18 protein-coding genes are annotated in these 20,301 nt (G+C 69.1%); 8 read left to right on the top strand and 10 right to left on the bottom strand.

Annotation, left to right across the window (positions count from 1 at the left end; all coding sequences use genetic code 11):
* Positions 1 to 2: 2 nt before the first annotated feature.
* Genes F788_RS0109090 through def form a run of 10 tightly spaced genes read right to left on the bottom strand, consistent with a single transcriptional unit; the run spans position 3 to position 11,173 of the window.
* Positions 3 to 962, bottom strand: coding sequence for a lysophospholipid acyltransferase family protein (locus tag F788_RS0109090; protein ID WP_019589960.1), 960 nt, complete (start codon positions 960 to 962; stop codon positions 3 to 5).
* Entirely contained in the window at positions 959 to 1,303 is a 345-nt protein-coding gene (locus F788_RS0109085; protein ID WP_018869187.1) for a tetratricopeptide repeat protein, read from the bottom strand. Before F788_RS0109085 ends, F788_RS0109090 begins: the two co-directional genes overlap by 4 nt.
* A 34-nt stretch (positions 1,304 to 1,337) precedes the next feature.
* Positions 1,338 to 2,792: a TrkH family potassium uptake protein gene (locus F788_RS0109080; RefSeq protein ID WP_019589959.1), complete on the bottom strand. Its 1,455-nt coding sequence runs from the start codon at positions 2,790 to 2,792 to the stop codon at positions 1,338 to 1,340.
* A gap of 10 nt (positions 2,793 to 2,802) precedes the next feature.
* A complete protein-coding gene (gene trkA / locus F788_RS0109075; RefSeq protein ID WP_019570212.1) occupies positions 2,803 to 4,182 on the bottom strand; it encodes a Trk system potassium transporter TrkA in 1,380 nt (459 codons plus the stop codon).
* A 3-nt stretch (positions 4,183 to 4,185) separates the two neighbouring features.
* Positions 4,186 to 5,568: a sigma-54 dependent transcriptional regulator gene (locus F788_RS0109070; RefSeq protein ID WP_019589958.1), complete on the bottom strand. Its 1,383-nt coding sequence runs from the start codon at positions 5,566 to 5,568 to the stop codon at positions 4,186 to 4,188.
* On the bottom strand, positions 5,565 to 7,793 hold the full coding sequence (locus F788_RS0109065; protein WP_019589957.1) for an ATP-binding protein: 2,229 nt from the start codon (positions 7,791 to 7,793) through the stop codon (positions 5,565 to 5,567). The genes F788_RS0109070 and F788_RS0109065 overlap by 4 nt, the downstream gene beginning before the upstream one ends.
* Positions 7,778 to 8,323 (bottom strand): DUF4390 domain-containing protein, encoded by a 546-nt coding sequence (locus tag F788_RS0109060; protein ID WP_019021658.1) that lies wholly within the window; start codon positions 8,321 to 8,323, stop codon positions 7,778 to 7,780. Before F788_RS0109060 ends, F788_RS0109065 begins: the two co-directional genes overlap by 16 nt.
* Positions 8,323 to 9,648, bottom strand: a complete 1,326-nt coding sequence (gene rsmB / locus F788_RS0109055; RefSeq protein ID WP_019589956.1) for a 16S rRNA (cytosine(967)-C(5))-methyltransferase RsmB — start codon at positions 9,646 to 9,648, stop codon at positions 8,323 to 8,325. The genes F788_RS0109060 and rsmB overlap by 1 nt, the downstream gene beginning before the upstream one ends.
* A complete protein-coding gene (fmt, locus tag F788_RS0109050; protein ID WP_019589955.1) occupies positions 9,648 to 10,640 on the bottom strand; it encodes a methionyl-tRNA formyltransferase in 993 nt (330 codons plus the stop codon). The genes rsmB and fmt overlap by 1 nt, the downstream gene beginning before the upstream one ends.
* A complete protein-coding gene (gene def / locus F788_RS0109045; RefSeq protein WP_026279430.1) occupies positions 10,640 to 11,173 on the bottom strand; it encodes a peptide deformylase in 534 nt (177 codons plus the stop codon). The genes fmt and def overlap by 1 nt, the downstream gene beginning before the upstream one ends.
* Positions 11,174 to 11,311: 138 nt before the next feature.
* Between def and F788_RS0109040 the strand changes: the two genes are divergently transcribed.
* Genes F788_RS0109040 through aroE form a run of 8 tightly spaced genes read left to right on the top strand, consistent with a single transcriptional unit; the run spans position 11,312 to position 20,299 of the window.
* On the top strand, positions 11,312 to 12,478 hold the full coding sequence (locus F788_RS0109040; protein WP_019589954.1) for a LysM peptidoglycan-binding domain-containing protein: 1,167 nt from the start codon (positions 11,312 to 11,314) through the stop codon (positions 12,476 to 12,478).
* Between the two features lie 27 nt (positions 12,479 to 12,505).
* The gene (gene dprA / locus F788_RS0109035) at positions 12,506 to 13,654 is read left to right on the top strand and encodes a DNA-processing protein DprA (protein ID WP_019589953.1); all 1,149 of its coding nucleotides are present in this window, start codon (positions 12,506 to 12,508) and stop codon (positions 13,652 to 13,654) included.
* Complete coding sequence (locus F788_RS0109030; RefSeq protein ID WP_018869176.1) at positions 13,651 to 14,136, top strand: DUF494 family protein; 486 nt, start codon at positions 13,651 to 13,653, stop codon at positions 14,134 to 14,136. Before dprA ends, F788_RS0109030 begins: the two co-directional genes overlap by 4 nt.
* Positions 14,137 to 14,193: 57 nt before the next feature.
* Entirely contained in the window at positions 14,194 to 16,878 is a 2,685-nt protein-coding gene (locus F788_RS0109025) for a DNA topoisomerase I (protein ID WP_019589952.1), read from the top strand.
* Positions 16,879 to 16,909: 31 nt separating this feature from the next.
* Positions 16,910 to 17,476, top strand: a complete 567-nt coding sequence (locus F788_RS0109020) for an L-threonylcarbamoyladenylate synthase (RefSeq protein WP_018869174.1) — start codon at positions 16,910 to 16,912, stop codon at positions 17,474 to 17,476.
* Between the two features lie 11 nt (positions 17,477 to 17,487).
* Positions 17,488 to 18,417 carry an oxygen-dependent coproporphyrinogen oxidase gene (gene hemF / locus F788_RS0109015; RefSeq protein ID WP_019589951.1) on the top strand — a complete coding sequence of 310 codons (930 nt, stop codon included), beginning with the start codon at positions 17,488 to 17,490 and terminating at the stop codon, positions 18,415 to 18,417.
* A gap of 26 nt (positions 18,418 to 18,443) precedes the next feature.
* Positions 18,444 to 19,460, top strand: coding sequence for a porphobilinogen synthase (hemB, locus tag F788_RS0109010; RefSeq protein ID WP_019589950.1), 1,017 nt, complete (start codon positions 18,444 to 18,446; stop codon positions 19,458 to 19,460).
* Positions 19,457 to 20,299 (top strand): shikimate dehydrogenase, encoded by an 843-nt coding sequence (gene aroE, locus F788_RS0109005; RefSeq protein ID WP_019589949.1) that lies wholly within the window; start codon positions 19,457 to 19,459, stop codon positions 20,297 to 20,299. The genes hemB and aroE overlap by 4 nt, the downstream gene beginning before the upstream one ends.
* Positions 20,300 to 20,301: the final 2 nt, after the last annotated feature.

The following is a 20,301-nucleotide window of genomic DNA, read 5'->3' as shown; positions in this document are numbered from 1 at the left end:
GGTCAGTAGAGCGAAGGCTCGCCCTCGGGACGCGTGCGGAACAGGCGCAGGGTCCACAGATACTGTGCCGGGGCCTGTTCCACGCCCCGTTCGATGGCAGCGTTCATGGCCCGGGCATCGGCGGCGTCGTCGCCCGAGGGGAAGTCCTCCATTGGAGGCCACAGGCGCATCACGTATTCGTCGCGGGCGAGGTCGTACCAGGCGAAACTCGGCAGCACCACCGCCCGCGACATGCGTGCCAGCCGCCCCAGAGCGGTCAGCGTGGCCTTGGGTACGCCGAAGAAATCCACGAACACCGCACCGTCGGCGCCCAGGTCCTCGTCCGGCAGGTAATAGAAGAACCGCCCGCGGCGCAGCTGGCGGATCGCCGGACGGAGCCCCTGTTCGCGGGCGAAGATATCGCCGGAGTAGCGGGTGCGGCTGCGGTGGTTGATCCACTCCAGCACCGGATTCTTCATCGGCTTGGCGAAGGAGACCCCGTCATACATCTGGCTCATGCGCACCCCGCCGTAATCCAGCCCCAGCGAGTGCGGGGCGAGGATGATCACCGGTGTCCCGTCGGAGCGCGCGCGTTCGTAGTGCTCCAGCCCGTCCACCCGGATGCGCGAGGCATGCTCGCCGGGCTTGCCGAACCACAGCAGGCCATAGTCCAGCACGGTTTGTGCCTGGTAGCGGTAGAAGGCGGCCAGCCGCGCTTCGCGTTCGGCCGCATCCAGCTGCGGGAAGCACAGCTCGAGGTTGCGTTCGGCGATCCGGCGGCTGCGCCCCGAGCGGCGGTACAGCAGGCGGCCGATACCCCGCGCCAGCGACTGCACCGCCGGACGCGGGATCTGCTGCAGCACCCAGGCCAGCGCCACGCCGACCCAGGTGAGCCAGTAGCGGGGTGCGAAATGCCGCGCGGTCAGCGGCGCCCGGTAGGCACCGACGTCCGCCTCCTCCCCGGGGGCATCCTCACGGCTCATGTGTCCGCATCACCCCCGGCCTCCAGCAGGCGGCGGGCGCGCTTCGCGGAGACCTCCATTTCCTTGACCGCCTGCAGGTCGCCCTTCTCCTCGGCGATGGCCATGCCCCGCTCGCAGACCTCCAGCGCACGCTGCGGGCGCTCCAGGGCCACCAGGGTCTTTGCCAGCAGTTTCCACGCCGCGGAGTAGCCCTCGTCCAGCTCCAGCGCGCGCTCCAGGTGCTCCACCGCCGCCTCCTGCTGGCCATCGGTCACCAGGGCGTTGCCCAGCGAGAAGCGCAGCATCGCGGAGTCCTCGCCTCCGTCCAGCATGTTCTGGAAACGTTCGACCATCTGCGACATGGACGACCTCCTGTCTCGTGAATACCCGCCCAGACTAGCGCTGCCAGAACGCCGGGGACAGAAGCACCAGCACGGTGAAGATTTCCAGCCGCCCCATCAGCATGGCGAGGACCAGCACCCACTTGCTGAAGTCATTGATGGACTGGAAGTTCGGCCCCACCTCGCCCAGGCCCGGGCCGAGGTTGTTGAGGGTGGCCGCCACCGCCGAGAACGCCGTGACCTGATCCAGGCCCGAGGCCATCACCGCCAGCATCATCACCACGAACACCATCACATAGGCCGCGAGAAAGCCCCACACCGCCTGCACCACGCGGTCCGGGGCCTCCTTGCCGTTGACCTTCACGGCGATGCGCGCATGCGGATGGATCAAGCGCTTCACCTCGCGCATGCCCTGCTTCATCAGCAGCAGCACGCGCACCACCTTGATGCCGCCACCGGTGGATCCGGTGCAGCCGCCGACGAACGACAGGAAGATCAACAGTACCGGCAGGAACCCCGGCCACAGGTAGAAGTCGTCAGTGGCGTAGCCGGTGGTGGTGCCGATGGACACCACGTGGAACGCGGCGCGGCGGAAGGCGTCCGCGCCGTCCGCCGCAAAGCCGGTCACCAGCATGTAGGCCACCACCACCGCCACCGCCGAAGCCATCAGGATCAGGTAGGTGCGCAGTTCCTCGTCGCGCCGGTAGGGCACGACCGACGCACGGTGCAGGGCGAGGAAATGCACCGCGAAGTTCATCCCGGCGATCAGCATGAAGACAATCGCCACGCCCTCGATGGCGGCGGAATCGAAGTGGCCGAGGCTGGCGTCGTAGGTGGAGAATCCGCCGATCGCCACGGTGGTGAAGGAGTGCGCGATCGCGTCGAAGACCTCCATCCCGGCGACCCAGTAGGCCACCGCACAGGCCACCGTCAGGCCGAGGTAGATGTACCACAGGTTGCGCGCGGTCTCGGCGATGCGCGGGGTCAGCTTGTTGTCGCGGATGGGTCCCGGGGTCTCGGCCTTGAACAGCTGCATGCCACCCACGCCCAGCAGCGGCAGGATGGCCACCGCCAGCACGATGATGCCCATGCCGCCCATCCACTGCAGCTGCTGGCGATACCACAGCAGCGCCTTCGGCATGTCGTCCAGGCCGGTCAGCACGGTGGCCCCGGTGGTGGTCAGGCCCGACATGGATTCGAACGCGGCGTCGGTGAAGCTGACGTTCAGATGCGGGTCGAGCACCATCGGCGTCGCCCCGGCCAGACCCAGCCCGAGCCAGAACATCACCACCAGGATGAACCCGTCGCGCGGCTGCAGTTCACGATGCGCGCGATACAGCGGGCCCCAGAGCATCCCGCCGATCAGCAGCAGCACGATGAACGCCTGCATGAACACGTACGCGGTGGACTCGTCGTAGATAAACCCGACGAGTGCGGGCGGCAGCATGCTCAGGCTGAACAGAGTGAGCAGGATCCCCAGCAGGCGCGCGGTGGAGGCGAGATGGAGCACGGCGGACGGCTCAGAAGAACAGCGGGCTGGGCTGGAACAGGCGCTGGACCTGCTTCACCTTGCCACGGTCGGTGAGGAACAGGATGACGTGATCCCCCGAATGGATCACCGTGTCGTGGTGCGGAATGATGACCTCGTCGTCGCGCACCACGGCACCGACACTGGCCCCCTCCGGCAGGTTGATTTCGTCGATCCGGCGGTCCACCACCTGCGAGGTGCGCGAATCGCCGCTGACGACCGTCTCGATCGCCTCGGCCGCGCCGCGGCGCAGGGTATGCACGGTGGCGGTCCCGCCCTCGCGCACCCGGGCCAGCAGGGCGCTCACCGTGGCCTGCTGCGGCGACAGCGCCACGTCGATGGTGCCGCTCTGCAGCAGATCCACGTAGCTCGGGCGGTTGATCAGCGACATCACCTTGCGCACGCCGTAGCGCTTGGCCAGCATCCCCGCGAAGATGTTGGCCTGATCGTCGTTGGTCACCGCACAGAAGACGTCGCTGTGCTCGACGTTGATCGCCTCGAGGAAACGGTCGTCGGCGCTGTCGCCCTGCAGTACCAGCACGTTGCCGGGCAGTTCCCGGGCGAGCTGGTCCGCCCGCTCCGCATCGCGCTCGATCACCTTCACCCGGTAGCGCTTGCTCAGCGCTTCGGCGAGCCGCCGGCCGATGTTGCCGCCGCCGGCGATCATGATCCGCTTGTAGGGCTTCTCCAGCTTGCGCAGTTCGGAGGTCACCGCGCGAATGTTCTTCTTCGCCGCGACGAAGAACACCTCGTCGTCAGCTTCCACCACCGTGTTGCCGTCCGGCTGGATGGAACGGTCCTGACGGAAGATCGCCGCGACCCGGGTATGGACCCCCGGCATGTCGTAGCGCAGGTTCTTCAGCTCGTGGCCGACCAGGGGCCCGCCGTAGTAGGCGCGCACCCCCACCAGCGACACCCGCCCCTCGGCGAACTCCAGCACCTGCAATGAGCCGGGGTGTTCGATCAGGCGCTGGATGTGGCTGGTGACGATCGCCTCCGGCGAGATCAGCATGTCCACCGGCATCGCGTCCTGGGCGAACAGCTCCGGGGTCTCGTGATAATCGCGGGCCCGCACCCGGGCGATCTTGGTCTCGATGTTGAACAGCGTGGAGCCGACCTGACAGGCCAGCATGTTGACCTCGTCGGAGTCGGTCACCGCCACCAGCATGGACGCGTCGCGCGCCCCGGCCGCATCCAGCACCGACGGATGGGCACCGAATCCGTGGACCGTCTTGATATCGAACTGGTCTTCCAGCTCGGCCAGGCGCTCGGCGCGGTTGTCGACGACGGTGATGTCGATCCCGTCGGCACTCAGGGCCTCGGCCAGGGAATGACCGACCTGACCGGCCCCCAGGATGATGATCTGTTTCATGCGTCAGCCGTCGGATTTCACGCGGCGCGGATCGATGCCCAGCGCCTTGAACTTGCGGTAGAGATGCGTACGCTCCAGTCCGACCCGTTCGGCCAGACGCGTCATGTTGCCCTCGGAGCGTTCCAGCTGCTGCATCAGGTATTCCCGTTCGAACTGTTCGCGCGCCTCGCGCAGGGGCAGGTCGGGGATGGTCACCGCCCCCTCGGCGCTCTCCTCTTCCGCCCGCCGCGGCTGCCCCGACAGGGTACGGTCCACCTCGTCGCGGGTGATCTCGTCGCCGGAGCCCAGGATCATCAGGCGCTGGACCAGGTTGCGCAGTTCGCGCACGTTCCCCGGCCACGGATACTGCTGCAGGCACTCCAGGGCCGGGCGCTGGAACGTGCGCTGCGGCAGGCCCTCCTGCTGATGCAGCTGGCGCATATGGTAATCCAGCAGTTCGGGGATGTCCTCGGCGTGCTCGCGCAACGGCGGCACGTTCAGCGGCAGGACGTTGAGGCGGTAATAGAGATCCTCGCGGAACAGCCCCTGCTCCACGGCCTCGCCCAGATCGTGCTGGGTGGCCGCCACCACGCGCACGTTCACGCTGATCGGCTGGTCCCCGCCGATGCGCGTGATGCGACCGGTGTCCAGGGCATGCAGCAGGCGCGCCTGAGTCTGCAGGTCCATCTCCGCAACCTCGTCGAGGTACAGCACCCCGCCGGAGGCCTGCTCCAGCAGGCCATAGCGCACCCGCTCGCCCTGCTCGCTGCCGAACAGCTCGGCCACCGCCTCGTCGCCCGACATCGATCCCACCGAGACCACGATGAACGGGCTTTCGCGCCGCGCGCTGCGGGCGTGCAGCATGCGCGCGAAGGTCTGCTTGCCGGCCCCGGGCTCGCCGGTGATCAGCACCCAGGTATCGTGCTGGGCCATGCGCTGCACCTGGTCGCGCAGGTTGACCATCACCGCGCTGCTGCCCACCGGGTCGGTCACCGGGGCGGCCTGGCGCCGCAGACCGGTGTTCTCCCGCTGCAGGCGCGCGGCCTCCAGTGCGTTGTTGAGAGTAATCAGCAGCTTGTCGATGGTCAGCGGCTTTTCGATGAAGTCGTAGGCGCCCAGGCGGGTCGCATCCACCGCACTCTCCACGTTGCCGTGGCCGGAGATCATCACCACCGGGCACATCGCTCCCTCGTCCTCCTGCCACTCCTTGAGCAGCGAGATCCCGTCGCCGTCGGGCATCCAGACGTCCAGCAGGATCGCATCCGGCCGCCGGCTGCGCCGCTGGGCCTTGGCCTCGGCCACCGAACCCGCCAGCGCGACCTGGTAGCCCTCGTCCTCCAGCACGTCGCGCAGCAACATGCGGATGTCGGGCTCGTCGTCGACCACGAGAATGTAGGCGTCGCTCATTGCGGCTGTTCCTCCTCGGCAGCGGACGCCCCGGACGGGCCGCCCTCGTCCACCGGGATGCGGATCACGAAGACCGCGCCGCCCGCCCCGGAATCATCATTATGGCACTCGATGATGCCGCCGTGCTCTTCCACGACCTTCTGCGCCACGGCCAGACCGAGCCCGGTCCCGCGCGGCTTGTCGGTGGTGTACGGCTCAAAGATGCGCTCCAGCAGCTCCGGACGAATACCCGGTCCGTTGTCGCGCACGCGCAGTTCGATCCAGGAACCGGAGGCGCTTTCCACGTAGGCCGTGGACACCTCCACCCGGAGCTCGTCGCCGCGTTCCTCTTCCTCCGCGGCCTCCATCGCATTGCGGATCAGGTTGTGCAGCAGCTGGCGCAGACGACCGCCGTCGGCCCGGATCATCGGCACCCCCTCGCCCAGATCCAGGCGAACCCGCGAGCTGCCGTCCGCGGCCAGGTACAGCTCGGAGACGTCGCGCACCAGCTGGTTCACGTCGGTGTGGCCGAGTTCCAGTTTGGGCGCCTGGGCGTAGTCGCGGAAGGCGTTGACCAGGGTCTTCATCGCCTCCACCTGCTGGATGATGGTGCCGGTCGCACGTTCCAGCACCTCGTGATCGGCCCCGTCCAGCACCCGGCCCAGCCGCCGCGAGAGCCGTTCGGCCGACAGCTGGATGGGCGTCAGCGGGTTCTTGATCTCGTGGGCCAGGCGCCGCGCCACCTCGCCCCAGGCCGCATCGCGCTGGGCCTTCAGGAATTCCGTCATGTCATCGAACACGATCGCGTGCAGCCCGCGGCCGGATCCCGGGGTCGGCAGCCAGACGGCACGCGTCATCAGCACCTTGCGCCCGCTGCGGGTGAACACCACCACCTGACGCGACCATTCCGCCTCGTGCCCGGCCAGCGGATCGCGGATGGCCTCGAAGAACTGGTGCACCAGCGGGCACTCGCGGCCGACCTCGGCGATGTCCCGGGTGCGCGCGCCCGGCAGGTCGCATTCGAGGATCTGGCCGGCGGCGTCGTTGGCGGTGCGCAGGCGCAGGCTGCCGTCGAGCGCCAGCACGCCCGAACGCAGGTGCTTGAGCACACTCTCGAGATAGGCCCGCTCGGCATCCAGCAGCCGGCGGTTGCGCTCGGCCTCGTTGCGCGCCTCGCTGAGGGTGCGGGTCATCGCGTTGAACGACTGCACCAGGAAACCCAGTTCGTCCGCCCGCCGCACCTCCAGCCGGGTGTTGTAGTCCCCGGCGGCGACCATGCGCGTGCCCTGCACCAGATCGGACACCGGCTGCACCAGCCGCCGTGCGACCACCAGCCCGGCCCACAGCGCGGCCATCAGCGAGATCGCCAGCGCCAGCGACATGGTGAAGATGAAGCCCTGGGTGATCGGCCCGCGCAGATAAGCGAACTCGCGGTAATCGGCAAACGCGTCCTGCACCCGCAGGGACAGGGCGCTCATGCGCGGATCCACGGGGTACACGGCCTGCAGGATGCGGTTGTCGGTGCCGGGTCGGCGCGCGGCCGTGGTCGCCACCACGCGGATCACCAGCTGATCATCGGGGCGTGGCTCCAGACGCGAGTAGGGCTGCCCCGGCCGCACGCGCATCAGGATGTCGGAGCTGGGCGGTGACGGCAGCTGGCGGATGGGGCTGTCGGTGCTCGACGCGATGATGCGGTTGTTGGCGCCCACCAGGGTCAGCTCCTGCGCTCCCAGACTGCGCCGGTAATCGTTGAGGGTCAGCCCCATCAGGCCCTCGGAGACACCTTCCAGGTCTTCCATGATCTCCTGGGTCTCTTCGGCCAGCTGGCGCACGCGCAGATCCAGCGAGGAGCGCGACAGTTCCAGCGCGTCTTCCAGCGCCGAATCCACGCGCACGTCGAACCACGAGTCCACGCCTTCGCTGAGAAACTCGTAAGAGAAGTAGTACACCACCGAGACCGGCAGCACCGCGACCAGCATGAACCCGCCGACCAGGCGCAGGGTCAGGCGGCTGCCCGGAACCCCGTGGCGGTACTGCCAGAACATGCGCACCACCTGATAGATGATCAGGCCGGCCAGCACGATCAGCACCGCGGCGTGGAACACCAGCAGCCAGATGAACAGCTGTTCGAAACGCGCCTGGTGCTGGGCCGCGTCCCCCATCACCAGCAGCGAGGCCAGCAGGAGGACGAACAGCAGGATCATCCCCAGCAGCCCCCAGGGCAAACCCTTCAGTCGAGCGACCATCCGTACCACTCCTGTCGGGCCGTGAGTTCGCCGCGCAGGCCGGCGTCCAGCTGCAACGGCAGCGGCAGCGCGGTGTAGTCCAGCGACAGCCGGGCGTTCAGGCGGTGGTCACCCGGGGCCTCGCGCAGCGCCTCGGGGACGTCCTCCAGCCGGATCCGCCCCAGGCGGCGGGCACTCTGCTCCAGGGCATCCCCCAGCGTGGGGCGCAGCTCCATGCGCTCGCCATCCCGCGAGGTCACCAGATAATGTCGGTTGAGGGGGTAGTAGCGCAGTTGCACGCGGTTCTCCGCGCGTACCAGCGGTCTCCCCGGCAGCATGCGGTCGGGCTCCGCCTGCGCCTCCAGCCGGAACCCCAGGGTCACGCCGTTCTCCAGCGCGTCCACCAGCACCTCGGGCAGGGCCATGTCCAGGTCCAGGCGCGCCAGCAGCGTGGTGTCATCCAGCCACAGATGACTGGCCTCGCGGATCTCGAGCGCCGGGGCCACCCCCGGCGCCAGCACCAGCACCAGCAGCCAGACGAACCGCCGCATCAGCCTGCGACCTTCTCCAGCAGGGCATAATAGAACCCGTCGCCACCGGCCAGCCCCGGCGGGATGGACACCCCGGAGGAACGGGACAACGCCCCGGGAATCGGGCTTTCCGCGCCCGTCTCCACGGCACGCGCGTCACCGGTCGCCTCGACGAACGGGGTCACGACTTCCTGGTTTTCCGCGTCCAGCAGGGAACAGGTCGCATACAGCAGGCGTCCGCCCGGACGCAGCAGGTCCCAGGCCGCGCGCAGCAGACGGGCCTGTTCGGCGGCCAGACGCGGGATGTCGTCCGCGCGGCGCAGGGTCTTGATGTCCGGATGCCGGCGAATCACGCCGGTGGCGGAACAGGGCACATCCAGCAGGATCGCGTCGAACGGCCGCCCGTCCCACCAGGCGTCGGTGTCGCCCAGATCGGCCGCGGTCAGCGTGGCCTCCTGCTGCAGCCGGTCCAGGTTCTCGCGCACCTGTTCCAGGCGCGTGGCGTCGCTGTCCAGGGCCACCAGATCCAGCTCGCCGCCGGCACGCTCCAGCAGATGCCCGGTCTTGCCGCCCGGAGCGGCGCAGGCATCCAGCACCCGCTCGCCCGGGCGCGGCGCCAGCAGATGCGCGGCCCACTGCGCGGAGACATCCTGAACCGACAGCCGGCCGTCACTGAACCCCGGCAACGCGGTCACGTCGGTGGCCGCCTCGAGCGTCAGCGCGCCCTCGGGGGCGTCGTGCAGCCGCGCCTCGAAGCCCGCCTCGCGCAGCGCCGCCAGCGCATCGGCCGGGCTCCAGCGACGGGTATTGACCCGCAGGGTCAGCGGGGCCTCGCGCAGCAACTCGCCCAGCACGGCCTCCGCGCGCTCGGGCCACGCGGCCTCGATCGCCTCGATCAGCCACGCCGGGCAGGCATGCCGCAACACCGGGTCCTCGGCGATGCGGGCCTCCAGCGCATCGGTCTCGCGCAATGCCCGACGCAGGATCGCGTTGATCAGCCCCACGGCCCCGGGCCGATGGATGCGACGCGCGGTCTCGGCGGTCTCGCGCACCGCCGCGTGATCGCGGGTGGAGAAATGCAGGATCTCCGCCAGGCCCTGGGCCAGCAGCACGCCGATCACGCCGTCCTTGCGCCGCAGCGGCCGGTCCAGGCTTTCGCGCACCAGCACCTCCAGCTGCGGATACCAGCGCAGGGTGGTGTAAACCAGTGCACGGGTCCAGGCCGCCTCGCGCGCCGGGAGATCCGCCACCGCGGGTTCGAGCACGCTGTTGAGCGAAGCCCCGTGCAGCACCACCTGTTCGGTGGCTTCCACGGCGCACTGGCGGGGGGCAGGCTGGCGGGCCATCAGGTATCACCTCCGAGTCGCTGACCGGTCAGATCACCGGTATTGGCCCAGTCGGCGGCTCTCACCGGCCGCCGGCCGGGCAACTGCACGCGCTCCAGACGCAGGAGACCGTCGCCGGTAACGACGTCCACGCCCTCGCCGCCCGCGGCGACGATGGTGCCCGGCGCGGCATCGGCGGGCGTCACGGTCGCCGCTTGCTCCGTCTCAACGGGCCGGGCGGCATGGATGCGCAGGACCGCCTCGCCGTCCGGCAGCCGGGTCCAGGCGACCGGCCACGGGTCGAAGGCGCGCACGCGGCGGTCCAGCTCGCGGGTCGGCTGAGCCCAGTCCAGTCGCGCCTCGTCCTTCTCGAGCTTGGCGGCATAGGTCGCCCGGGCATCGTCCTGCGGCTCGGGCACCGACTCGCCACGCGTGATCGCCGGCAGGCGCTCCACCAGCAGTTCCGCCCCCATCCGCGCGAGGGCGTCGTGGACCTCGCCGGTGATCGCACGCGGGCCCAGCGGCAGCCGCCGGCAGGCGTGGACCGGGCCGGTATCCAGCCCCGGGGCCATCTGCATCAGGCACACGCCGGTCTCGTCATCGCCGGCGAGGATCGCGCGATGGATGGGTGCCGCCCCGCGCCAGCGCGGCAGCAGCGAGGCGTGGATGTTCACCCCGCCCAGAGGCGGGATCTCCAGCACCGCGCGCGGCAGGATCAGCCCGTAGGCCGCGACCACCAGCAGGTCCGGCTGCCATTCGGCCAGCCGCGCCCGCGCCTGCGGATCCCGCAGCGATTCCGGCTGCTCCACCGGGATCCCGGCGGCCGTCGCGACCTGCTTCACCGGCCCCGGACGCAGCTTGCGGCCCCGGCCCGCCGGGCGGTCCGGCTGGGTATAGACCGCGACCGGCGGGTGACCCGCCGCGATCAGGGCCTCCAGCGCGGGAACCGCGAAGTCGGGGGTTCCCGCGTACACGATGCGCGGCGCCGGGGCGTCCCTGTCGGCAGCCGCCATCAGACCGCGGGCGCCGCGGCCTTGCCGGAACCGCCGGCGCGCGCGCCCTGCTTCTCCAGTTTCTTGCGGATGCGACCGCGCTTGAGACTGGACAGGTAGTCCACGAACAGCTTGCCGTCGAGATGATCGATCTCGTGCTGGATGCACACCGCCAGCAGCCCGTCGGCCTCGGCCTCGAAGGGCTGGCCGTCGCGACCCAGCGCGCGGAAGCGGATCCAGTCCGCGCGCCGCACCTTCTCGTAGTAACCGGGCACCGACAGGCAGCCCTCGTCCATCTCTTCCTCGCCCCGGGTCTCGAGGATCTCCGGATTGATCAGGGCCCAGGGCTGGCTCTGGTCCTCGGAGACGTCGGCCACCAGGACACGCTTGTGAACGTTCACCTGCACCGCCGCCAGGCCGATGCCCGGTGCCGCGTACATGGTCTCGAACATGTCGTCCACCAGTGTGCGGATGGAGTCGTCCACCTCGGCGACCGGTTCGGCCTTCTGCCGCAACCGGGGATCGGGAAAGTGGAGAATTTCTCGCTTCGCCATGAAAAACCTCAATCTTTGTGCTGTACAGTCCCGTCAATTCTGCTAACGTTGGACCGCATCATCCGCCGAAGCGTCACCGAATTCGGACCGGGCCACAGGATGGCCCCGGGGAGTGCGGACCTGACAGGGGAAACCATGATGTTGAAAACCAGAGCGACCACGACCTCTTTCGTGCTGCCGGGCGTACTGTTCAGTGTAACGCTGTTTCTGGGGGGCTGCGCGGCCACCGGAGACACTGACACCGGCAGCGGCGCCGAAGATCCCGAGAACCGGACTGCCGAAACCGCCACCCCGGACAACGGGGAACGCCAGGAGGCCAGCGGCTCCGCCACCGAGGAAACCCCGGAGATCCGGGACTCGGCGCCGGAGCGCTACGTCGTCAAGAAGGGCGACACCCTCTGGGACATCTCCGCAATGTACCTCGACGAACCCTGGTACTGGCCGGAGATCTGGGCGGTGAATCCGGAGATCGAGAACCCGCACCTGATCTATCCGGGCGATGTCCTGAGCATCCACTACGTGGACGGCGAACCGCGCATCACGGTCGACGGCGGCCCGCGCGTGCGGCCGACCAAGCGCCTCTCGCCGGAGGTCCGCGTGGAGGAGCTCGACGACGACACCCCGCCGATCTCCACGCTGCAGTCGTTCATGTTCCAGCCGCAGGTCCTCGACGAGGAGACCCTGGAACAGGCGCCCTACATCGTGGCCGCGGACGACGATCGCGTGATCTACGGCCCGGGCGACCGGGTTTATGTCCGCAATGCCGAGGACACGGAAGAATACGAGATCTACCACATCGTCCGGCGCGACGAGATGCTGCTGGATCCGGACACCGGCGAGGAACTGGGCGTCGCCACCATCCCGGTGGGTGAAGCCGAGATCGTCGAACCCGGGCACGTGGCGCGTGCCAACATCCGCCGTGGCGAACGCGAGACCATCCGCGGCGACCGCCTGGTTCCGTTCGCGGAAGAACAGGACTTGCTGTTCGAGATCGGCCGCCCGCCGGAAGACATCGACGGCCAGGTCATCAAGCTGTTCGATGCGATCAGTCAGATCGGGCGCTACCAGGCCGCGGTCATCAACCGTGGCGCGCGGGAAGGGGTCGAGAACGGTCAGGTGTTCGCCGCCTACACCGCCGGCCGCACGGTGCGCGACCCCATCGCCGGGACGAACGAGTCCGTGGACCTGCCCGAAGAACGGGTCGGCGAGGTGATGGTCTTCAAGACCTTCGAGAAGGTCTCCTACGTGCTGGTGACCGAATCCGAGCGCACGCTGCGCGAGGGGTACACCGTCCGCCATCCGTAAGCCATGACCACCAGGGCGGATTCCGCGATGGAACGCGAGTCCCGCAACGACGCAGCCACGGCCGGGGTCGACCCCGGGCCGTGGCTGCGTCTTTTGCATACCCCCGGACTGGGGCCGCGGCGCATCCAGCGCCTGCTGGAGGCCTTCGGCTCGCCACAGGCCGCGCTGGCCGCGCCCGCCCGGCAGTGGAGGGACGCCGACGTCGGCGTGGCCCCGCCGGAAAACCCCGACGATGACCACCCCGGCGTGGCGGCCGACCTGGCCTGGGAGCGCGCGGACGAGCGTCACCGCATTCTGTGTCGCGACGATCCCGACTATCCGCCGCTGCTGACGCAACTGCCCGACCCCCCGCCGGTGCTGTTCCTCAACGGCGACCCGACCCTGCTGACCGCACCGCAGGTGGCCATCATCGGCAGCCGCGATGCGACTCCGCAGGGACTCAAGCTGGCCCGCGAGTTCGCTCGCGAGCTGGCGAGCGCCGGGGTCACCGTTACCTCGGGTCTGGCGCGCGGGATCGACGGCGCCGCCCATCAGGGCGCACTGGACGCCCCGCAGGGGCGCACCACTGCCGTGGTCGCAACGGGCCCCGACCGCATCTATCCGGCCGCGCACCGGCGGCTGGGGCACCGCATCGCCGATCACGGCCTGATCGTGTCGCTGTGGCCCACGGGCACCCAGGCCCAGGCCGGGCACTTCCCGCAGCGCAACCGCGTGATCAGTGGCCTGGCACTGGCCACCCTGGTGGTGGAAGCGGGCGACAACAGCGGCTCGCTGATTACCGCGCGACTCGCCGGAGAACAGGGCCGGCAGGTCTACGCCGTCCCGGGCTCGGTGTTCAGCCCGGTCAGCCGGGGCTGCCACCGCCTGATCCGTGAAGGCGCACAGCTGGTCGAGACCGCCGGCGAGATCCTCGACGACCTGGCCGACTGGCTGGGCGTTCCGCCCGCCCCGCAAGCCCCGGGGCCGGCGCCCGCCGAGCCGGTGGATCCCGAGCACGAAAAGGTCCTGCAGGCGATGGGTTTCGACCCGGTGGACATGGAAACCCTGCGCAGCCGGACTCAATTGACCATCGACACGCTTTCATCCATTCTCGTTTTACTGGAACTCAATGGCCGCGTGGCCGCCCTCGATCACGGGCGCTATCAGCGCCTCGACGCAGGATCCCCCGAATCATGAACGAAAGCGTGCTGGACGTGCTCATGTATCTGTTCGAGCACACCCTCGACGAAGAATCCGAGGCCGAACCCGATCGCGGCGAGCTGCAGCGGCAGCTGGTCGAAGCCGGTTTTGCGTCCGGCGAGATCGAGCGCGCCCTGGGCTGGCTGGACCGGCTGATGAGCGAGGCCCCGCTGGCCAGCCGCGGCGGTGACAGCGCGGCCTGCCGCGTGTTCGCACCCGAAGAACGCCAGCGCCTGAACATGGAAAGCCGTGGCTTCCTTCTCAATCTGGAGCAGAACGGTCTGCTCAGTGCCGGCACCCGCGAACTGGTGATGGACCGCGTGATGGAACTGGACGCCGAGGAGATCGACCTCGACCAGCTGCGCTGGGTGGTACTGATGGTGCTGTTCAACCAGCCGGACGACGCCGTCGCCTACTCCCGGCTCGACGAGGTCATGCGCGACCATATCGGTCCCACCGAGATGGATTATCTGCACTGATCCCGGCGTCACCGCCTCCCACGGAACCCGCCGCCACCGAGACGGTCCCGAGTCCCCATGAGCAAGCACCTCGTTATTGTTGAGTCCCCCGCCAAGGGGAAGACCATCGAGAAATACCTCGGCCCCGAGTATCAGGTCATGGCCTCCTACGGCCATGTGCGCGATCTCGTGCCCAAGGAAGGGGCGGTGGACCCGGAGGACGGGTTCCGCATGGGCTACGACGTGATCGAGCGCAGCGAGAAGCAGATCGACGCGATCGCGAAGGCCCTGAAGAAGTCCGACGACCTGATCCTCGCGACTGACCCCGACCGCGAAGGCGAGGCGATCTCCTGGCACCTCTACGAGGTCCTGCGCGAACGCGGCCTGCTCGAGAGCCGAAACGTCTACCGCGTGGTGTTCCACGAGATCACGAAGAAGGCCATCCAGGAGGCAATCGAACAGCCGCGCGAACTCGCCCAGCCGCTGATCGACGCCCAGCAGGCGCGCCGCGCGCTGGACTACCTGGTCGGCTTCAACCTCTCGCCGCTGCTGTGGCGCAAGATCAAGCGCGGCCTGTCCGCCGGACGCGTGCAGAGTCCGGCGCTGCGCATGATCTGCGAGCGCGAGAACGAGATCGAGGCCTTCGTCCCGCAGGAATACTGGACCCTGGACGCGAAGGCCGAACGCGAGGGCCAGCCGTTCACCGCGCGCCTGACCCACCTGGACGGCAACAAACTCAACCAGTTCGACCTCAACAGCGCCGAGCTCGCCCACGATGCGCAGGGCCGCCTGAACGAGGCCGCAGGCGGCGAACTGCGCGTGGCGAAGGTCGAAAAGAAACAGCGCCGTCGCAACCCGGCCGCGCCGTTCACCACCTCGACCCTGCAGCAGGAGGCGTCGCGCAAGCTGGGCTTCAATGCCAGCCGCACCATGCGTACCGCCCAGCAACTGTACGAGGGCATCGACCTGGGCTCCGGCGCGGAAGGCCTGATCACCTACATGCGAACCGACTCGGTCGCGCTGGCCGGCGAGGCGATCGGCGAGGCCCGCGGCCTGATCGAAGAGCGCTACGGGCCCGACAACCTCCCGGACAGCCCGCGCCAGTACAAGACCAAGTCGAAGAACGCGCAGGAGGCCCACGAGGCGATCCGCCCGACCTCGGTGCGACGCATCCCGGACGAGATCCGCAACCGTCTGACCAGTGACCAGGCCCGGCTGTACGACCTGATCTGGAAGCGCACCGTGGCCTGCCAGATGATCCACGCGACCTTCGACACCGTGGCCGCCGATCTGGTCCCGGGCGACAGCGAACACCGCTTCCGCGCCACCGGTTCCACTCTGCGCCACGCCGGGTTTATCGCGGTCTACCAGGAAGGCCGCGACGACAGCGCGGACGACGACGAGGACAAGCGCCTGCCGGAGATGGCCGAGGGCGACACCGTCGCACTGCACGAGGTCACCGCCGACCAGCACTTCACCGAGCCGCCGCCGCGCTACACCGAGGCCAGCCTGGTGAAGACCCTCGAGGAATACGGCATCGGCCGCCCGTCGACCTATGCCAGCATCATCTCGACCCTGCAGTCGCGCGAATACGTGGAGATGGACGGCAAGCGCTTCATCCCGACCGATACCGGCCGGATCGTGAACAGCTTCCTGACCCGGCATTTCGATCGCTACGTCGACTACGACTTCACCGCGAATCTGGAAGACGAGCTGGACGCGATCTCGCGCGGGGAAAAGGACTGGGTCCCGGTGCTGGAGGACTTCTGGTACGACTTCCGCGACCGGGTCAAGGAGAAGGAAGAGAACGTCACCCGCGCCGAGGCGGTACAGTCGCGCGAGCTGGGCACCGACCCCAAGAGCGGGCGGCCGGTCAGCGTGCGCCTGGGCCGTTTCGGGCCGATCGTGCAGATCGGCACCAAGGACGACGAGGAGAAGCCGCGCTTCGCCGGGCTGCTGCCCGGGCAGAAGATGGACAAGATCACCCTCGAAGAGGCGCTGGAGCTGTTCAAGCTGCCGCGCGAGCTGGGCGAGACCCCCGAGGGCGAACCGGTGATGGTGAACATCGGGCGCTTCGGACCATACGTGAAGTACGGTTCCAGGTACGTCTCCCTGGGCCCGGACGACGACGTCTGGACCATCGAGCTGCCGCGCGCCCTGGAACTGGTGGCGGAGAAGAAGAAAAAGGACGCCGAACGCTTCATCAAGAGCTTCGACGACGAAGGCATCCAGGTGCTGAACGGTCGCTACGGCCCCTATGTCACCGACGGCAACAAGAACGCCAAGGTGCCCAAGGAGACCGATCCCAAATCCCTGACCCTGGAGCAGTGCCAGGAACTGATCGCCAACGCCCCCGAACGCAAGGGGCGCGGTCGCAAGGGCGGCAAGGCCGCGGCCGGCAAGTCGGGTGGCGCGAAGAAGACCGCCTCGAGCGCGTCGAAGTCGACCGGGTCGAAGGCAAAGGCCACGGGGTCGAAATCCACGGGGTCGAAATCGTCGAGTTCCAAATCTGCGGGTTCGAAGGCATCGACGGCCAAAGGTTCGGGCACAAAGGCCACGGGCACGAAGTCCGCGAGTACAACATCGAGCAAGTCGAAAACAACCGCGACAGGCAGCAAGTCCTCCGGCAAGGCCGCCACGAAAAAATCCGGTGGCAACTCGTCCGAGGGCAAATCGGGCGGCAAATCCGGGGGCGACACCGGATCCGGGGAAACCCCGGCGACCAGCGATACCGTGACCGCCAGCGGCCGTGACTCCGGCTGATATCCCGGCCCCCGGGACCCGCACGAACTCCGTGGAAGCCGTAGCGCGCATCCTGCGTGCCGGTGGCGTGGTGGCCTACCCCACCGAAGGGGTCTTCGGTCTGGGCTGTCGCCCGGACGACCCGGCCGCCGTACGCCGCATCCTGGCCCTGAAAGGCCGTCCCGACGCCAAGGGCCTGATCCTGATCAGCGACCGTCTGGAGCGCCTTGCCGGATGGCTGGCCCCCCTGGAAGCCGACGCGCGTGTCCGGGTGGAGGCCAGCTGGCCGGGGCCGGTCACCTGGCTGTGGCCGGCCGCCCCGGATTGCCCGGCCCTGCTGCGCGGCGAGCACGACACCCTGGCGGTACGCGTCACCGCGCATCCCCCAGCCCGAGAGCTGTGTGCGGCCGTGGAGAGCGCCCTGGTCTCCACCAGCGCCAATCCCGCCGGCGAGCCGCCGTGCACCGATGCCGCCTGCGTGGAACGCCGCTTCGGCGACGGGGTGGATGTCATCCTCCAGGCCGAATGTGGCGACCTGGCCGGGCCCACCGCCATCCGCGATGCCCGCACCGGCGCCTGGCTGCGCGGCGGCGACACCGAACCCGAAACGGATCATTGAGAGGAGCCCACATGGCCCGCGAAGACGACGTCTCCATCGATCGCGTAACCGAATACCTGCGGGGGCTGCAGGACCGCATCTGTGCCGGTATCGAGGAACTCGACGGCGAGGCCGGTTTCCACGAGGACGCCTGGGACCGCCCGGCCGGCGGTGGCGGGCGCACCCGGGTGCTGTCCGGCGGTGCGGCCTTCGAGCAGGCCGGGGTCAACTTCTCGCACGTGATGGGCGACACCCTGCCGGCCTCGGCCACCGCCCACCGTCCGGAACTCGCCGGGCGCTCGTTCCAGGCCGCCGGGGTCTCGCTGGTGATCCACCCGCACAACCCCTATGTGCCCACCTCGCACGCCAACGTGCGGATCTTCGTCGCGGAGAAACCGGGCGAGGATCCGGTGTGGTGGTTCGGCGGCGGCTTCGACCTGACGCCCTACTACGGCTTCGACGAGGACTGCATCCACTGGCACCGCACCGCCGAGGCCGCCTGCCGGCCGTTCGGCGAGCACCTCTACCCCGAGCACAAGAAGTGGTGCGACGACTACTTCTTCCTCAAGCACCGCAATGAACCGCGCGGCATCGGCGGGCTGTTCTTCGACGATTTCAACGAGGGCGGCTTCGAGCACGCCTTCGGCTACATGAAGAGCGTGGGCGACGCCTACCTCGAGGCCTATGCCCCCATCGTGCGCCGCCGCCGCGACATTGACTGGGGCGAGCGCGAACGCCAGTTCCAGCTCTACCGCCGCGGGCGCTACGTGGAGTTCAATCTGGTCTACGACCGGGGTACCCTGTTCGGCCTGCAGTCCGGCGGGCGCACCGAATCGATCCTGATGTCGCTGCCCCCGCTGGTGCGCTGGGAATACAACTACCGGCCGGAAGCCGGCACCCCGGAGGCCGAACTCTACGAGCGCTACCTGGTGCCCCGCGACTGGCTGGCCGAGGCTGACTGAGAAAACCCGATCGAGGACGCGCACGCATGACCGCCCCCATCGCCCCCTATCCCGCCAGCCGTCCGCGCCGCATGCGCCGGGATGCCTTCTCCCGGCGGCTGATGCGCGAGCATCGCCTGAGCGCCGACGACCTGATCCTGCCGGTGTTCGTGACCGAAGGCGAAGGGGTGCGCGAACCGGTGCCCTCGATGCCCGGCGTGGAGCGGGTCTCCATTGACCAGCTGCTGGTCGACGCTGCCGCCGGCCACCGCCTGGGCATCCCGGCCCTGGCCCTGTTCCCGGTGGTCCCGGTGCAGAAGAAGAGCCTGGACGCCGCCGAGGCATGGAACCCGGAGGGCCTCGCCCAGCGCGCGGTGCGCGCGCTGAAGGCCGAGCTGCCGGATCTGGGCGTGATCACCGACGTCGCGCTCGATCCGTTCACCACCCACGGCCAGGACGGCATCATCGATGACGACGGCTATGTGGTGAACGACATCACCGTGGAGGCCCTGGTGCGCCAGGCACGTTCGCATGCCGCGGCCGGCGCCGACGTGGTCGCGCCCTCGGACATGATGGACGGCCGCATCGGCGCCATCCGCAGCGCGCTGGAAGACGACGGCCAGGTCCACACGCGCATCCTCGCCTACTCGGCCAAGTACGCCTCGGCGTTCTACGGCCCGTTCCGCGACGCCGTGGGCTCGGCCGGCAACCTCGGCCGCGGCAGCAAGGAGACCTACCAGATGGATCCGGCCAACGGCGAGGAGGCGACCCACGAGGTGGCCGCCGATCTGGCGGAGGGTGCCGATATGGTGATGATCAAGCCGGGCATGCCGTATCTCGACGTGGTCCACCGCATCCGCGAGCGCTTTCAGCGCCCGACCTTTGTCTACCACGTATCCGGCGAATACGCGATGCTCAAGGCCGCCGCCGAACGCGGCTGGCTCGACGAACGCGCCTGCGTGCTGGAGGCCCTGACCGGCATGAAGCGCGCCGGCGCCGACGGCATCCTCACCTACTACGCCCGGGCGGCGGCCGAATGGCTGGCGGAGGACGCCACGTCATGAGCCGTCCCGATCGCTACGCGGTGGTGGGCAACCCGATCCACCATTCCCTGTCGCCGCGCATCCACACCCTGTTCGCCGAGCAGACCGGGCAGGCGATGACCTATGAGGCGCGCCGCGGCACCCCGGGGCAGTTCGCCGAAGAGGTCGGCGGTTGGCTGGCCGGGGAACTGCGCGGCGTCAACGTGACCGTGCCGTTCAAGGAGGATGCCTGCCAGCTCGCGGCCGTGCTCTCCGACCGCGCCCGCCGGGCCGGGGCCGCCAACACCCTGTGGACCGGCGACGACGGCCGCATCCATGGCGACAACACCGACGGCGTCGGCCTGCTGCGCGATCTGGAAGACCGCCTCGGCTGCGACCTGAACGGCCGCCGCATCCTGATCCTGGGCGCCGGCGGCGCCACCCGCGGTATCCTGCAGCCGCTGCTGGAACGCACGCCCGCCGAGCTGATCGTCGCCAACCGCACCCCGGCCCGGGCCGAGGGCCTTGCCCGCGACTTCGCCGATCTCGCCGGCGACACCCGCCTGGAGGCCTGCGCCCTGGACGCCCTGCCGGACGGCCCGTTCGATCTGATCCTCAACGCCACCGCCGCCGGGCTGTCCGAGGATGCACTGGAGCTGCCCGCCGGTCTGGTCGATCCGCGGACCACGGCCTACGACCTGGTCTACGGCCCGGCCGCGCTGCGCTTTCTCGACTGGGCCGAGGCGAACGGCTGCGCACTCAGCAGCGACGGTCTGGGCATGCTGGTGGAACAGGCCGCCGAGGCCTTCGCGATCTGGCGCGGGGTGCACCCCGAGACCGGACCGGTACTGGCGACCCTGCGCCACGAAGCCGCCGACTGACC

The sequence above is a fragment of the Thioalkalivibrio sp. ALE10 genome (assembly GCF_000381385.1).
Lineage (GTDB): Bacteria > Pseudomonadota > Gammaproteobacteria > Ectothiorhodospirales > Ectothiorhodospiraceae > Thioalkalivibrio.
Note: the sequence above shows the minus strand (reverse complement) of the source record. Positions and strands in the feature narration are given on the sequence as shown.